This window comes from Modestobacter sp. SYSU DS0904, assembly GCF_054051115.1.
This window is the reverse complement of sequence record NZ_JBJHAQ010000004.1, coordinates 12,746-27,022: the sequence shown is the minus strand read 5'-3', so window position 1 is coordinate 27,022 and position 14,277 is coordinate 12,746. Positions and strand designations below refer to the sequence as shown.

The 14,277-nt window shown below is 73.8% G+C and carries 14 protein-coding genes; 9 read left to right on the top strand and 5 right to left on the bottom strand.

Going from position 1 to position 14,277, the window contains the following annotated elements; translation table 11 throughout:
• Nucleotides 1-65: 65 nt before the first annotated feature.
• Nucleotides 66-1,334: a phosphoribosylamine--glycine ligase gene (purD, locus tag ACI79U_RS03665; RefSeq protein ID WP_457065844.1), complete on the top strand. Its 1,269-nt coding sequence runs from the start codon at nucleotides 66-68 to the stop codon at nucleotides 1,332-1,334.
• A 66-nt stretch (nucleotides 1,335-1,400) separates the two neighbouring features.
• Here the strand turns inward: purD and ACI79U_RS03660 are convergent, their stop codons facing one another.
• On the bottom strand, nucleotides 1,401-1,862 hold the full coding sequence (locus tag ACI79U_RS03660; RefSeq protein ID WP_457065846.1) for a VOC family protein: 462 nt from the start codon (nucleotides 1,860-1,862) through the stop codon (nucleotides 1,401-1,403).
• A gap of 88 nt (nucleotides 1,863-1,950) precedes the next feature.
• Nucleotides 1,951-3,444: an AI-2E family transporter gene (locus ACI79U_RS03655; RefSeq protein WP_457065848.1), complete on the bottom strand. Its 1,494-nt coding sequence runs from the start codon at nucleotides 3,442-3,444 to the stop codon at nucleotides 1,951-1,953.
• A gap of 91 nt (nucleotides 3,445-3,535) precedes the next feature.
• Between ACI79U_RS03655 and purB the strand changes: the two genes are divergently transcribed.
• Together purB and ACI79U_RS03645 are read left to right on the top strand one after the other, a co-directional pair.
• Entirely contained in the window at nucleotides 3,536-4,843 is a 1,308-nt protein-coding gene (gene purB, locus ACI79U_RS03650) for an adenylosuccinate lyase (protein ID WP_457065850.1), read from the top strand.
• The gene (locus ACI79U_RS03645; protein ID WP_457065852.1) at nucleotides 4,840-5,733 is read left to right on the top strand and encodes a phosphoribosylaminoimidazolesuccinocarboxamide synthase; all 894 of its coding nucleotides are present in this window, start codon (nucleotides 4,840-4,842) and stop codon (nucleotides 5,731-5,733) included. The genes purB and ACI79U_RS03645 overlap by 4 nt, the downstream gene beginning before the upstream one ends.
• 204 nt (nucleotides 5,734-5,937) lie before the next feature.
• Here ACI79U_RS03645 and ACI79U_RS03640 read toward each other — a convergent pair whose 3' ends face one another.
• Complete coding sequence (locus ACI79U_RS03640; protein WP_457065854.1) at nucleotides 5,938-6,603, bottom strand: flagellar brake protein; 666 nt, start codon at nucleotides 6,601-6,603, stop codon at nucleotides 5,938-5,940.
• 203 nt (nucleotides 6,604-6,806) lie between these two features.
• Here ACI79U_RS03640 and purS point away from each other — a divergent pair, with 203 nt between their 5' ends.
• Genes purS through ACI79U_RS03620 form a run of 4 tightly spaced genes read left to right on the top strand, consistent with a single transcriptional unit; the run spans nucleotide 6,807 to nucleotide 10,476 of the window.
• Nucleotides 6,807-7,046 (top strand): phosphoribosylformylglycinamidine synthase subunit PurS, encoded by a 240-nt coding sequence (purS, locus tag ACI79U_RS03635; protein ID WP_457065856.1) that lies wholly within the window; start codon nucleotides 6,807-6,809, stop codon nucleotides 7,044-7,046.
• A 24-nt stretch (nucleotides 7,047-7,070) separates the two neighbouring features.
• Nucleotides 7,071-7,745 (top strand): phosphoribosylformylglycinamidine synthase subunit PurQ, encoded by a 675-nt coding sequence (gene purQ, locus ACI79U_RS03630; RefSeq protein WP_457065858.1) that lies wholly within the window; start codon nucleotides 7,071-7,073, stop codon nucleotides 7,743-7,745.
• Nucleotides 7,742-10,093, top strand: a complete 2,352-nt coding sequence (gene purL / locus ACI79U_RS03625) for a phosphoribosylformylglycinamidine synthase subunit PurL (RefSeq protein ID WP_457065860.1) — start codon at nucleotides 7,742-7,744, stop codon at nucleotides 10,091-10,093. Before purQ ends, purL begins: the two co-directional genes overlap by 4 nt.
• Entirely contained in the window at nucleotides 10,093-10,476 is a 384-nt protein-coding gene (locus ACI79U_RS03620) for a sterol carrier family protein (protein WP_457065862.1), read from the top strand. The genes purL and ACI79U_RS03620 overlap by 1 nt, the downstream gene beginning before the upstream one ends.
• Before the next feature lie 156 nt (nucleotides 10,477-10,632).
• Here the strand turns inward: ACI79U_RS03620 and ACI79U_RS03615 are convergent, their stop codons facing one another.
• On the bottom strand, nucleotides 10,633-10,758 hold the full coding sequence (locus tag ACI79U_RS03615) for an MFS transporter small subunit (RefSeq protein ID WP_457065864.1): 126 nt from the start codon (nucleotides 10,756-10,758) through the stop codon (nucleotides 10,633-10,635).
• Nucleotides 10,755-12,170 (bottom strand): OFA family MFS transporter, encoded by a 1,416-nt coding sequence (locus tag ACI79U_RS03610; RefSeq protein WP_457065867.1) that lies wholly within the window; start codon nucleotides 12,168-12,170, stop codon nucleotides 10,755-10,757. The genes ACI79U_RS03615 and ACI79U_RS03610 overlap by 4 nt, the downstream gene beginning before the upstream one ends.
• Before the next feature lie 296 nt (nucleotides 12,171-12,466).
• Between ACI79U_RS03610 and ACI79U_RS03605 the strand changes: the two genes are divergently transcribed.
• Nucleotides 12,467-13,558: an S-(hydroxymethyl)mycothiol dehydrogenase gene (locus ACI79U_RS03605; RefSeq protein ID WP_457065869.1), complete on the top strand. Its 1,092-nt coding sequence runs from the start codon at nucleotides 12,467-12,469 to the stop codon at nucleotides 13,556-13,558.
• A gap of 5 nt (nucleotides 13,559-13,563) precedes the next feature.
• A complete protein-coding gene (locus ACI79U_RS03600; protein ID WP_457065871.1) occupies nucleotides 13,564-14,187 on the top strand; it encodes an MBL fold metallo-hydrolase in 624 nt (207 codons plus the stop codon).
• Nucleotides 14,188-14,277: the final 90 nt, after the last annotated feature.

Here is a 14,277-nt window from a genome sequence, read left to right as displayed (position 1 = left end):
GTCGTGCCGACCGGTGCCGGGCGTCCCGGCCGCGCGCCGATCCGCGGCTGGGTAGGTTCTCCGCCGTGCGCGTGCTCGTGATCGGCTCCGGTGCCCGGGAGCACGCCCTGTGCGTGGCTCTGCAGTCCGACCCCGCCGTCACGGCGCTGGCCTGCGCGCCGGGCAACGCGGGGACCGCGGTGATCGCCCAGGCCCTGCCGGTCGACGCCGCCGACCCGGTGGCGGTCGCGTCCCTGGCCGGGCAGTGGGGCGCCGACCTGGTCGTCGTCGGCCCGGAGGTCCCGCTGGTGGCCGGTGCGGCCGACGCCGTCCGGGACGCGGGCATCGCCTGCTTCGGCCCGTCGGCGCAGGCCGCGCAGATCGAGGCGTCGAAGGCGTTCGCCAAGCACGTGATGGCCGCCGCCGGCGTGCCGACCGCCCGGTCGTGGCCGGTGGGGGGTGTCGCCGAGCTGGAGACGGCGCTCGACGAGGTCGCCGCCGCCGGCGCGACCCCGTACGTGGTCAAGGACGACGGGCTGGCCGCCGGCAAGGGCGTGCTGGTCACCCCCGACCGGGACGCCGCGCTCGCCCACGGCCGGTCGGTGCTCGACGCCGGCGGTGCGGTGCTGGTCGAGGAGTTCCTCGACGGCCCGGAGGTCTCGCTGTTCGCCGTCACCGACGGCACCACCGTCGTCCCGCTGCTGCCGGCCCAGGACCACAAGCGCCGCGACGACGGCGACGGCGGGCCGAACACCGGCGGGATGGGCGCCTACGCGCCGCTGCCCTGGGCGCCGGCCGGGCTGGTCGAGGAGGTGCTGCGCACCGTCCTGCAGCCCACCGTCGACGAGCTGCGCGGCCGTGGCGAGCCGTTCAGCGGGCTGCTCTACGCCGGGCTGGCGCTGACCTCGGCCGGCGTGCGGGTGGTCGAGTTCAACGCCCGCTTCGGCGACCCGGAGACCCAGGTCGTGCTGCCGCTGCTGGAGACCCCGCTCGCCGGGCTGCTGCACGCCGCCGCCACCGGGACGCTCGCCGCCCACCCGCCGCTGCGCTGGCGGGACGGCGCCGCGGTCACCGTCGTCGTCTCGGCGTCGGGCTACCCGGAGCGGCCGCGCACCGGCGACCCGGTCACCGGCGCCGACGGCGAGGGCGTGCTGCACGCGGGCACCGTCATCGGGCCGGACGGCACCGTCCGCTCGGCCGGGGGCCGGGTGCTCGCGGTCACCGCCGTCGGCCCCGACCTGGCCGCTGCCCGGCAGACCGCCTACGAGCGGGTGGCCGGCGTCCGGCTGGCCGGCGCGCACTGGCGCACCGACATCGCCCTCGCCGCCGTGGAAGGACGCATCCAGCCAGGCTGACCGGCGGCCTGCCTGCAGGGCCCCGCGGTGAGCGCAGCGAATCGTGGGGGGCAGGCAGGTCCTTCGTCAGTCCAGGCAGAACTCGTTGCCCTCGGGGTCGGTCAGCACGATGAAGCCGGCCTCCATCGGGGGATCGGGCTCCGTGCGCCGCACCCGGGACGCCCCCAGGGCGACGAGCCGGTCGCACTCGGCCTCCAGCGCCGCCATCCGCTCCTCGCCCTGCAGCCCGGGTGCCGCCCGGACGTCGAGGTGGACCCGGTTCTTCGCGACCTTGCCCTCCGGGACCCGCTGGAAGAACAGCCGTGGAGCGTGCCCGGCCGGGTCCTCGATGGCCGATCGCGCGTTGCGCTGCTCCGCCGGGACGCCGACCCGGGCCAGGAAGTCGTCCCACGCGGCCAACGGGTCGGCGTCCTCGGGCAGCTCGACCCCGGGCGGAGCCGGGTGGACGTAGCCCAGCACCTCGCGCCAGAAGGACGACAGCGCCCGCGGGTCGGCGGCATCGAACGTGACCTGGACCTGGCGGCTCATCGGGTTCCTCCGTCCGGGGCGGTGCTCGTGCTGGACAGGGACACCAGACCACCCGGGGGTGCCGCGGGGAAGGGGTCGGCCCGCGGGCTCACCGCATGCTGACGAGGCGCTGCGCCCGGCGGGTGTCCGGCTGCGGCGGACGGGGACCCTCGTGGCGGCGGGACAGGTAGGTGCCCGCCACGTTGCCGCAGGCGATCACCGGGACGGCGATCAGCGCGCCGAAGATGCCGCCGACCAGCAGCCCGGCCGCGATGCCCAGCACCACCGCCAGCGGGTGCACCGAGACCGCCCGGCCGAGCAGCAGCGGCTGGAGCACGTGCCCCTCCAGCTGCATGACCACGACGATGATGCCGAGGACGACCAGCGCCTGGATCGGCCCGAGCGTCACCAGCGTGACCAGCACCGAGACCGTGCCGGCGAGGAACGACCCGATGATCGGGATGAACGCGCCGAGGAAGACCAGCGCGGCCAGCGGCACCACCAGCGGCGTGCCCAGGATCAGCAGGCCGATGCCGATGAAGACCGCGTCGAAGGCGGCGACGGCGACGGTGGCCCGGACGTAGGAGATCAGCGTCCGCCAGGACCGGCGGGCGGCCTCGTCCAGGTAGGCCTGCGAGTTGGTGGGCGCCAGGCCGACCAGCCACAGCCAGATCTGCCGGCCGTCGAGCAGGAAGAAGAACAGCGTGAACAGGGTGAGCACGATGCCGGTCAGCACCTCACCGACCGTCGCCGCGGTGGTCAGCGCCCCGGTGGTCAGCACGTCGCGGTTGGCGACGATCGCCCCCTGGGCGCTGTCGAGCGCGTCGTTGATCTGCGACTGGGAGATCGGGAAGGTGTCGACGGCGAAGTCGCGAACCTGCTCGATGCCCTGGCCCACCTGCTCGGCGAGGTCGTCGTACCCGGCCACGAACTCCTCGACGACCAGCGTGATGATCCCGGCGACCACGCCCAGGCCGACCACCAGCATCGTGAGCGACGCGAGCGACGTCGGCCAGCCCCGCCGGCGCAGCCACGCGGCCCCCGGCTGCAGCAGCGCGGCCAGCAGCAGCGCCACGAACACCGGCACCAGGACCACGGCGACGTACCCGGCCGCGCGCAGCAGCAGGTAGCCGGCCGCCACCACCACGATCGCCCGCCACGACCAGGCGGCGGCGATCCGGAGCCCGTTCGGCACCTGGTGGTCGGCCGCGACCGGCGCCTCGGGGGCCAGCAGGCCGCCGCGGCTGCGGTCCCGGCCGGGAGCGGGCGGCGGGCCGCCGGGGCGGGGCGGGCCGCTGACCCCGCCCGGCACGTCGATGTCGGGGGCGGAGGGGTGCGGGCTGCCGGCGGCGGGGACGGTGCCGGGGTCGGTGCCCGCCGCACCGTCGGGGCCCGGCCGCCGGTGCGGGTGCCCGTTCGGCCGCACGGCCACCGCCCCGTCCGGGGCGGGGCCCGGGTGGCCCTCGACGTGGTCGATGACGGCGCGGGTGCCGTCGTCCAGCACCAGCACGGTCCCGTCGGGCCAGGCGTACGGATCGCGCTCGGCGGCCGCCCGGAGGTGCTCCCGGGCCCGCGAGACCGCACGGGTGACCTGCTTGAGCATGGTTCCTCCGAGGGGATGCGCGGGCCGGCAGGCCGGTGCGGGAGGATGTCACCGTGCCACGACCTGCTGACCAGTTCCGCGCGGTGCCCGCATGATCGACCGCTACACCCTGCCCGAGATGGGCCGGGTCTGGAGTGACGAGCACAAGTACGAGCTCTGGTGCCGGGTCGAGACGCTCGTGCTCGAGGCGCACGCCGCGGCCGGCCGGGTGCCCGCCGACGTCGTCGAGCCCGTGCGCAACGCGCCGCCGCCGTCCGCCGCCCGGGTCGCGGAGATCGAGGAGACGACGCAGCACGACGTCATCGCCTTCCTCACCGCGTGGGCCGACAACACCGAGCCGCGGTCGGCCGCGGCGTACGTGCACCACGGCATGACGTCGTCGGACCTGCTGGACACGGCGCTGGCCGTGCAGCTCACCGACGCCACCGACGTGCTGCTGGCCAAGGCCGACCGGCTGGTCGCGGCGCTGCGCGACCACGGACTGGCGCACCGGGACACCGTCAAGGTGGGGCGCACGCACGGCGTGCACGCCGAGCCCGACGTGTGGGGCCACCGGGTCGCCGACCTCGCCTTCGCGATGGCCCGGTCCCGGGACCGGCTGCGCCGCGCGCGGGAGTCGGTGGGCGTCGTCGCCATCTCCGGCGCCGTCGGCACGTACTCCCTCATCGACCCGTCGGTCGAGGTGACCGTGGCCGAGGCGCTGCAGCTGCGCGCCGCGGACGCGTCCACCCAGGTGGTGCTGCGCGACGGGATCAGCGAGTGGGTCTCCGCGCTGGGCATCATCGCCACCGTCTGCGAGGCGATTGCGCTGGAGGTGCGGCACGGCCAGCGCACCGAGGTGCGGGAGCTGTCCGAGGCGTTCGGGTCGGGGCAGAAGGGCTCCTCGGCGATGCCGCACAAGAAGAACCCGATCCGCTCGGAGCGGATCGCGGGGCTCGCGCGGGTCGTGCGGGCGGCGATCGTCCCGGTGATGGAGGGCATCCCGCTGTGGCACGAGCGGGACATCTCGCACTCCTCCACCGAGCGGGTGTTCCTGCCCGACGCCGCGATCACCACCGACTACCTGCTGAACCTGACGGCGGGCCTGGTGGAGAACCTGGTCGTCGACGTCCAGCGGATGCGCGACAACCTGGAGTCCACCGGTGGGTTGATCTACACCTCCTCGGTGCTGCTCGAACTCGTCGAGGGCGGGCTGTCCCGGGAGGCGGCCTACGCGCTGGTGCAGTCCGCCGCGATGGAGACCTGGAACACCGGCACCCCGTTCCGGACGACGCTGCGGGCCCGGGCGGAGACCGACGGCGTGGCGCTGGACGAGGCGCGGCTGGACGAGATCTGCCGGCCGGAGCAGTACGTGCAGAACCTGGGGCCGCTGTTCGACCGGCTCGCCGCCCTGTCATGACGGGCTCCCGGCCCACCCCGCCCTTCGAGCTGGTCGCGCGGGGGAAGGTGCGCGAGGTCTACGCGGTCGGGAACGACCGGCTGCTGCTGGTCGCCAGCGACCGGATCTCCGCCTACGACCACGTGCTCCCCACCCCGATCCCGGACAAGGGTCGGGTGCTGACCGCGCTGTCGGTGTGGTGGTTCGAGCAGCTCGCGCCGGTGCTGGCCGAGCACGGCGCCGAGCACCACCTGCTGGCCTCGGGCGACGCCCTGCTCGCCGAGGGGGTGCCCGCCGAGCTGGCCGGCCGGTCGATGCTGGTGCGCCGGCTGGAGATGCTGCCGGTCGAGTGCGTGGCCCGCGGCTACCTGTCCGGCTCCGGGACGGTCGAGTACCAGCGCACCGGGGCGATCCTCGACGTCCCGCTGCCGGCCGGCCTGGTCGAGGGCTCGCAGCTGCCGGAGCCGGTCTTCACCCCGTCGACGAAGGCCGAGGTGGGCGAGCACGACGAGGCGATCGGCTTCGCCCAGGTGGTCGACGCCGTCGGAGCCGAGCGGGCGGAGGCGCTGCGCTCGCTGACCCTGGCGCTCTACGCCCGGGGCGCGGAGATCGCGCACGCCGCGGGCATCGTGCTGGCCGACACCAAGTTCGAGTTCGGGCTGGCGGGGGAGACCCTGGTGCTCGGCGACGAGGTGCTCACGCCCGACTCCTCGCGGTTCTGGCCGGCGATCACTTGGTCGCCGGGGGCGGCGCAGCCCTCGTTCGACAAGCAGTTCGTCCGCGACTGGCTGACCACGTCGGGCTGGGACCGGGTGTCCCCGCCGCCGGAGCTGCCGGCCGACGTCGTCGCCGCCACCCGCGAGCGCTACGTCACCGCCTACGAGAAGCTCACCGGCCACCCGTTCACCTGAGAGCCCCTCTGCTGAGGCACCCCAGGCACCCCAGGCAGTCCGGGACGGTCGGGGGAGCCGCCGTCGTGCGGTGACCAGGGTGTCGGCCGGGAGGCCGACTGTGGGATGTCGGCGCGGGGCCGGAGGCTCCCGCCGGCAGCGCACGAAGCGGCTCAACGGCCGTCGGGGCGGCCGTTGGCCGCGGTGCGATCCGGAGGATCGCGATCAGTACAACGTGGAGATGCCGCGCACGCGGGCGTTGCGCAGCGCGGTGAAGACGTGCGAGCGGATCAGGTCCGCGGCGGGCTCGGGGAGGTCGACGAAGGCCAGCGACCACTCGTGCAGCTGGTCCTGGCGCGGCCGGCGGCGCACCATCCTGACGTCGGTGATCAGCTCGTCGGACCACAGGTCCAGGCGCAGGGTCATGGTCTGGCCGCGCTTGGGGAACGGGGTGCCGACCCCGAGGTCGGCGTAGCCGCGGAAGACGGCGAGCAGCCCGCCCTCGCTCAGGTCGATGGTGCTGCCGGTGAGGGTGGTCCGGTCCCAGGCCAGGGACACCGGCAGCCCGATGGGGGCGCGGACGGCGTCCCGGCGCTGCAGCCGGCTGGCCGGGCCGGTGATCTTCAGCTTCCAGAGTCCGTCGCTGGAGACGCCGACGGTCTGGGTGGGGATCGACCGGAGGCCGTCGTCGCCCTGCCAGGACAGCTCGACCATGTCCCGGGGCGTGAACTCGGCGCCCTCCCCGCGGGGGTCGCGCGGGTGGGCCACGTAGAGCAGCGAGTCGCTGCTCCGCCGGACCCGGCTGGTCAGCGCCTCGTCCTGACCCAGCGGCAGGACGCTCAGGGCGGTGGCGTCGGCCGGGTAGTCGACGTTCGGGGTACCCGCCACCATCGGTCGGTGCCTCCAGTCCGTTGCGTCCCTCCGGTGACCGCCGGACGGCGGTCACGTCGGGGTCATCATCGGCGCGGGAGCACCGTCGGTGAACGCGGCGCGCAGACCTCGCCACCCGTTCGGGGGACCCCGGCCGGCGCTCCCGCGGGGCCGTCACCTGCGCTCCTGCAAGCCGCCGGCGGCGTGCCGGTACCCTGCTGGACGTGCCCCAGGTGGTCGTCGACGTCGTCCTGAAGCCAGAGATCTCCGATCCGCAGGGGCAGGCCGTGCTCGGCGCCCTCGGGCGGCTCGGACACTCCGGTGTCCGCAGTGTCCGTCAGGGCAAGCACTTCGTCCTGGAGGTCGAGGGTGAACCCGATGAGGCGGAGCTGCGCGAGATCGCCGAGACGCTGCTGGCCAACCCCGTCATCGAAGACGTCGAGCTACACCTCCCGACCGACTGAGTGAGCCCCGGAAAGAGAATCGCTGTGCGCATCGGTGTCATCACCTTCCCGGGCTCCCTGGACGACGTCGACGCCGCACGTGCGGTGCGGCTCGCCGGCGCCGAGCCCGTCTCCCTCTGGCACGCCGACCACGAGCTGGCCGGTGTCGACGCGGTCGTCCTGCCCGGCGGCTTCTCCTACGGCGACTACCTGCGGGCCGGCGCCATCGCCGCCCGGTCCCCGCTGATGCAGGACGTCGTGGCGGCGGCCGGTCGGGGCCTGCCGGTGCTGGGCATCTGCAACGGCTTCCAGGTGCTGTGCGAGGCGGGGCTGCTGCCCGGCGCGCTCACCCGCAACGGCCACCTGCACTTCCGCAACCGCGACCAGGGCCTGCTGATCGAGCGGGCCGACACCGCGTGGACGTCGTTGTTCGCGGCGGGCCAGCGCATCGTCGTCCCGGTGAAGAACGGCGAGGGCCGCTACGTAGCCGCGCCGGCCGACCTGGACCGGCTGGAGGGTGAGGGGCGGGTGGTCGTCCGCTACGTCGACGGCAACCCGAACGGCAGCTCCCGGGACATCGCCGGCGTGTGCAGCGAGAACGGCCGCGTCGTCGGCCTGATGCCGCACCCCGAGCACGCGGTCGAGGACCTCACCGGTCCGTCGGTCGACGGCCTCGGCTTCTTCACCAGCGTGCTGACCGCCCTGGTGGTGGCCGCGTGAGCGCCGACCCGACCGCCGGGCAGGCGAGCGCCACCGCCGGGCTCTCCGAGCTCGACACCGGCCCGGGCCGGCTGGCCGGCCGGCTGGACACCGTCGAGCTGGCGGCGGGCACCTCCGAGGAGCAGCAGCCCTACGCCGAGCTGGGGCTCCGTGCGGAGGAGTACCAGCGGATCCGGGACATCCTGGACCGCCGCCCCACCACCGCCGAGCTGGCCATGTACTCGGTGATGTGGAGCGAGCACTGCTCCTACAAGTCCTCCAAGGTGCACCTGCGCCGCTTCGGTGACCTGCCGCCGAGCGACGCCCTGCTGGTCGGCATCGGCGAGAACGCCGGCGTCGTCGACGTGGGCGACGGCTACGCGGTCACCTTCAAGGTCGAGTCGCACAACCACCCCAGCTACGTGGAGCCCTACCAGGGCGCGGCCACCGGGGTCGGCGGCATCGTCCGCGACATCCTGACCATGGGCGCCCGGCCGGTCGCCGTCATGGACTCGCTGCGCTTCGGCCGGGCCGACGCCCCCGACACCGCCCGGGTGCTGCCCGGCGTCGTCGCCGGGGTGGGCGGCTACGGCAACTGCCTGGGCCTGCCCAACATCGGCGGCGAGCTGCTCTTCGACGACTGCTACGCCGGGAATCCGCTGGTCAACGCGTTGTGCGTGGGCGTGATGCGGCACGAGGACGTCCGGCTGGCCAAGGCCGAGGGCGTCGGCAACAAGGTGGTGCTCTTCGGCGCCCGCACCGGTGGCGACGGCATCGGCGGGGTCTCGGTGCTGGCGAGCGAGACCTTCGACGCGGAGGGCCCGGCCAAGCGGCCCGCCGTCCAGGTCGGCGACCCGTTCACCGAGAAGCTGCTCATCGAGGCCTGCCTGGAGATCTTCCGCGAGGACCTGGTCACCGGCATCCAGGACCTGGGCGGGGCCGGGATCTCCTGCGCCACCAGCGAGCTGGCCAGCGCCGGCACCGGGGGCATGCACATCGACCTGGACGCCGTCCCGCTGCGCGACAGCACGCTCACACCCGCCGAGATCCTGATGAGCGAGTCGCAGGAGCGGATGTGCGCGATCGTCGAGCCGGGCAAGGTGGAGGCCTTCCTGGCCGTCTGCCGCAAGTGGGAGGTGATGGCCACCGTCATCGGTGAGGTCACCGAGGGCGAGCGGCTGGTCATCGACTGGCACGGGCAGCGGATCGTCGACGTCCCGCCGCGCACCGTCGCCCACGAGGGCCCGGTGTACGAGCGGCCGATGGCCCGCCCGGTCGACCTGGACGCCCTGCAGGCCGACGTCCCGCCGTCGGCCTCGGCCGACCTGCGGGCCGACTGGCTCGCCGTCGTCTCCAGCCCGGACGGCGCGGACAAGAGCTGGGTCATCGAGCAGTACGACCGCTACGTGCGCGGCAACACGGTGCTCGCCCAGCCCGAGGACGCCGGCGTCATCCGGATCGACGAGGACAGCAACCGGGGCATCGCGCTGGCGCTGGACGGCAACGCCCGCTACGCCCGGCTGGACCCCTACACCGGGGCGCAGCTGAACCTGGCCGAGGCCTACCGCAACGTCGCCGTTTCCGGCGCCGCGCCGCTGGCGGTCACCAACTGCCTGAACTTCGGCTCCCCGGAGGAGCCCGAGGTGATGTGGCAGTTCGCCGAGGCGGTCCGCGGCCTGGCCGACGGCTGCCGCGAGCTCGGGCTGCCGGTCACCGGCGGCAACGTGAGCCTCTACAACCAGACCGGCGACGTGGCGATCAACCCGACGCCGGTGATCGGCGTGCTGGGCGTGCACGCCGACGTCACCCGTCGGGTGCCCACCGGCTGGCGGGCCGACGGCGAGACCGTGCTGCTGCTGGGGGAGACCCGGCCGGAGTTCGGCGGCTCGGCCTGGGCATCGGTCGTGCACGGGCACCTCGGTGGCCTGCCGCCGCGGCTGGACCTCGCCGCCGAGCGCTCGCTCGGGGAGCTGATGGTGCGGCTGGCGGCCGAGGGCGCGGTCAGCTCCGCGCACGACCTCGCCGACGGCGGGCTGGCGCAGGCGCTCACCGAGTCGGCGCTGCGCCACGGCACCGGCGCCCGGCTGAGTGTCGCCGGCGACCCCACGGCGGCGCTGTTCAGCGAGTCGGTGGCCCGCGTCGTCGTCACCACGGCCGACCCGGCGGCCGTTCGGGCCGCCGCGGAGTCCGCCGGCGTCGCCGTCACCGAGCTCGGGACGACGGGGGGCGACGCGCTGGTCCTGGACGGCCTGCTGGAGCTGCCGCTGGCCGAGCTGCGGGAGGCCTGGACCGGGACGCTGCCGGCCCTCTTCGGCAGCCCGGAGACCGCTGTCGGCACCGTGCCCGCGGGGACCGTCCCGACCAGCTGATGGCGGCGACCCAGCCGATCCCGGCCGAGGAGCTGCGGGCCGCGGTGGACGCCGTCCGCCCGTGGCTGGCCGGGGAGGCCGAGCAGCCCGCACGGGCGGTGCTGGGAGCCGCGGTGAAGACCTCCGCACGCTGGCTGGCCCAGCAGGTGCCGGGCCGGTCGGTCGAGGTGCGCGTGCCGCCGTTCGTGGCCGTGCAGTGCGTCCCGGGGCCCCGGCACACCCGCGGCACCCCGCCCAACGTGATCGAGACCGACGCCGGCACCTGGCTGCGGCTGGCCACCGGGGAGCTCGGCTGGGCCGAGGCGGTGGCCGCGGGCCAGGTCAGCGCCAGCGGCAACCGCGCCGACCTCGACGCGTTCCTGCCGTTGAGCCCCCTGCGCTGACCGACGGATCCACCGATCCCGAGTTGATCATCGGCGAGAGGCTGCTCGACACACCGGCCGGGGCAGCCGTTCGCCGATGATCAACTGCAGGGCACCCAACGACAGCGCCCCTCCTGCCAGTGGCAGGAGGGGCGCTGGGTGCGGTCGTGCGGTGGCTCAGCCGGTGAACAGCGTGCTGGCCGTGCGGATGGTCTGCACCAGCCCGTAGGCCAGCGGGAGGCCCACCAGGGCCCAGGCGAAGGCGACCAGACCGGTCGGCGTGCTGCTCTGCTGCTCGCTCATCGTGCGGTGCTCCGATCGGGGTTGGCGCGGGCGGTGGCGGGGGTGGTGGCCTTCGGCTCGTGCCACTTGTCGGCCACCGGCTTCACCATCAGGTTGGCGACGAAGCCGACGGCGAGCAGGCCGACCATGATGAACAGCGCCGGCCGGTAGTCGGCGGCGGTCAGCTGACCCGGGGTGCCCTGGGCGTCCAGGACACCGTTGACGATCAGCGGGCCGGCGATGCCGGCGGCGGCCCAGGCGGTCAGCAGCCGGCCGTGGATGGCGCCGACCTGGTAGGTGCCGAAGAGGTCACGCAGGTAGGCCGGGACGGTCGCGAAGCCACCGCCGTAGAAGCTGATGATGATCGCGGCGAGCGCGACGAACAGCCAGACGGCGCTGCTGCCGATGGTGGCCAGCAGGACGTACAGCACCAGGCCGACGCCGAGGTAGACCATGTAGATGCCCTTGCGGCCGATGTAGTCCGAGGTCGAGGACCACACGAACCGGCCAGCCATGTTGAACAGCGAGAGCAGCCCGACGAACCCGCCGGCGGCGGCGGCGGCGACCGCGGAGGTCTCACCGTTGCGGAAGAAGTCCTGGATCATCGGTGCGGCCTGCTCGAGGATGCCGATGCCGGCGGTCACGTTGCAGAACAGCACGGTCCACAGCAGCCAGAACTGCGGGGTCTTGATCGCGTTGCCCGCCGACACGCTCTCGGTGGTGACCAGCGACTTGGCCTTGACGGTGCTCGGGTCGAAGCCGGTCGGCTTCCAGTCGTCGGCGGGGACGCGGACGATGAAGGCGCCGAACATCATGAAGACCAGGTAGACCAGGCCCAGGGTGACGAACAGGCCGGCGACCGAGGCGCCGCTGGGGGTGGTGCCGGCGGTGCCGTCGTAGGCCGGGTCGTACCAGTTCATCAGCTGGCGGGACAGCGGCGAGGCGATGAGCGCGCCACCACCGAAGCCCATGATCGCCATGCCGGTGGCCAGGCCCGGGCGGTCCGGGAACCACTTGATCAGCGTGGAGACCGGCGAGATGTAGCCGATGCCCAGGCCGATGCCGCCGATGACGCCGTAGCCGAGGTAGACCAGCCACAGCTGCTCGGTGGAGATGCCCAAGGCGCCCACCAGGAAGCCGACCGACCAGAAGCAGGCGGCGGTGAACATGGCGGCACGGGGGCCGTTGCGGTCGACCCAGGTGCCGAAGACGGCGGCGGAGAGGCCGAGCATCACGATGGCGATCGAGAAGATGATGCCGATCGCGGTCAGCGTCGAGTCGAAGTGCGAGACGAGCGCGGCCTTGTAGACGCTGGTCGCGTAGGCCTGGCCGATGCACAGGTGCACGGCCAGCGCCGCCGGTGGGATGAGCCACCGGTTGAACCCGGGCTTCGCGATGATGCGCTCCCGGGCGAGGAAGCTGGGTACTGCCACGGAACGACCTCCGAGGTGACGTGACGGCGCGGCCGGTCGGACGAGCCAGCCGCGCGAGCCACTTCCCTGTGACCTCCGTCGCGACCGCAGGGACGGTACGACGCCCGGCGGTCTTTCGCCCGCCGTAGTACCCGATGTGGGGGCGGCGTGTCTGATCACGATTTCGCAGGTCGGAGCGCGAGTCGTCGACTGGTCGACATGCGCGGTCGCTCACCGTCGCCGCCGCGCCGGGGCGGGCGCCCCGGCGGACGGGAGGCGGTTCGGCGCGCATCCGGCCGCCGCCCTAGGGTCAGGGCATGCCGTACGAGGTCCAGGGCGTCGTCGCCCTCAGCAAGGGTGCACCGGTCACCATCGAGACGATCATCGTCCCCGACCCGGGTCCGGGCGAGGCGGTCGTGGACGTGCAGGCCTGCGGGGTCTGCCACACCGACCTGCACTACCGCGAGGGCGGGATCAACGACGAGTTCCCGTTCCTGCTGGGGCACGAGGCCGCCGGGGTCGTCTCGGCCGTGGGTGAGGGCGTCACCAACGTCGCCGTCGGCGACTACGTGGTGCTCAACTGGCGGGCGGTCTGCGGCGAGTGCCGTGCCTGCCGCAAGGGGCAGCTCCAGTACTGCTTCAACACCCACAACGCCGCGCAGAAGATGACCCTGGCCGACGGCACCGAGCTCTCCGCCGCGCTGGGCATCGGCGCCTTCGCGGACAAGACGCTGGTCCACTCCGGGCAGTGCACCAAGGTGGACCCGCAGGCACCGGCCACCTCGGCCGGGCTGCTCGGCTGCGGCGTCATGGCCGGTGTGGGCGCGGCGATCAACACCGGCGCGGTCCAGCGCGGGGAGAGCGTGGCCGTGTTCGGGTGCGGCGGCGTCGGCGACGCCGCGATCGCCGGGGCCAAGCTCGCCGGGGCGACGACGATCATCGCCGTCGACATCGACGACCGGAAGCTGGAGTGGGCGAAGAAGCTCGGCGCCACCCACGCGGTCAACAGCAAGGAGACCGACCCGGTCGAGGCGATCAAGTCCCTCACCGGTGGCTTCGGTGCCGACGTCACCATCGACGCGGTCGGCCACCCGGCGGTGTTCGAGCAGGCCTTCTACTCCCGCGACCTGGCCGGCCGGGTCGTGCTGGTCGGCGTCCCGCGCCCGGACATGGAGATCACCCTGCCGCTGCTGGAGGTCTTCGGCCGCGGCGGCGCACTGAAGTCCTCCTGGTACGGCGACTGCCTGCCCAGCCGCGACTTCCCGATGCTGGTCGACCTGTACCTGCAGGGGCGCTTCCCGCTGGACGACTTCGTCACCGAGACGATCGGGCTGGGCGACGTGGAGCAGGCCTTCGAGAAGATGCACCACGGCGACGTGCTGCGCTCCGTCGTCGTGCTCGGGAAGTGAGCCCGGTGACCGCACGCATCGACAAGGCCGTCATCAGCGGTGTCTTCAGCCTCGACGGGCAGGACTTCGACGTCGACAACAACGTCTGGCTGGTCGGCGACGACGACGAGGTGGTCGTCATCGACGCACCGCACCGCGCCGAGCCGATCGTCGAGGCGATCGGCGGCCGGAAGGTGCGCGCCATCGTGCTCACCCACGGGCACAACGACCACATCACCGCTGCGGTCGACCTGCGAGCGGCGGTCGACGCCCCGATCTGGTTCCACCCGGCGGACCGGATGCTGTGGGACCAGGTGTACGGGGGCGGGGTCCACCCCGACGCGCAGCCGGACCGTGAGCTGGCCGACCACGCCCGCTTCACCGTCGCCGGCACCCGGCTCGAGGCCCTGCACACCCCCGGGCACTCCCCGGGCAGCACCTGCCTGCACGCCGCGGACCTGCACACCGTGTTCACCGGCGACACGCTGTTCTGCGGCGGTCCCGGGGCCACCGGGCGCTCCTACAGCGACAAGCCGACGATCCTGACCTCGATCCGCGCCCGGCTGCTCACCCTGCACGGCGACACCGTGGTGCGCACCGGGCACGGCGACGACACCACGATCAGCGCCGAGGTCGGCAACATCGCCTGATGGAGGACCCCGTCCTCCTCGCCCCTCGCAGGCTCGGGGGGAGGAGGACGGGGCCGAACGGCCGTTCCGGCCGCCGAGCTGGGCGTTCCG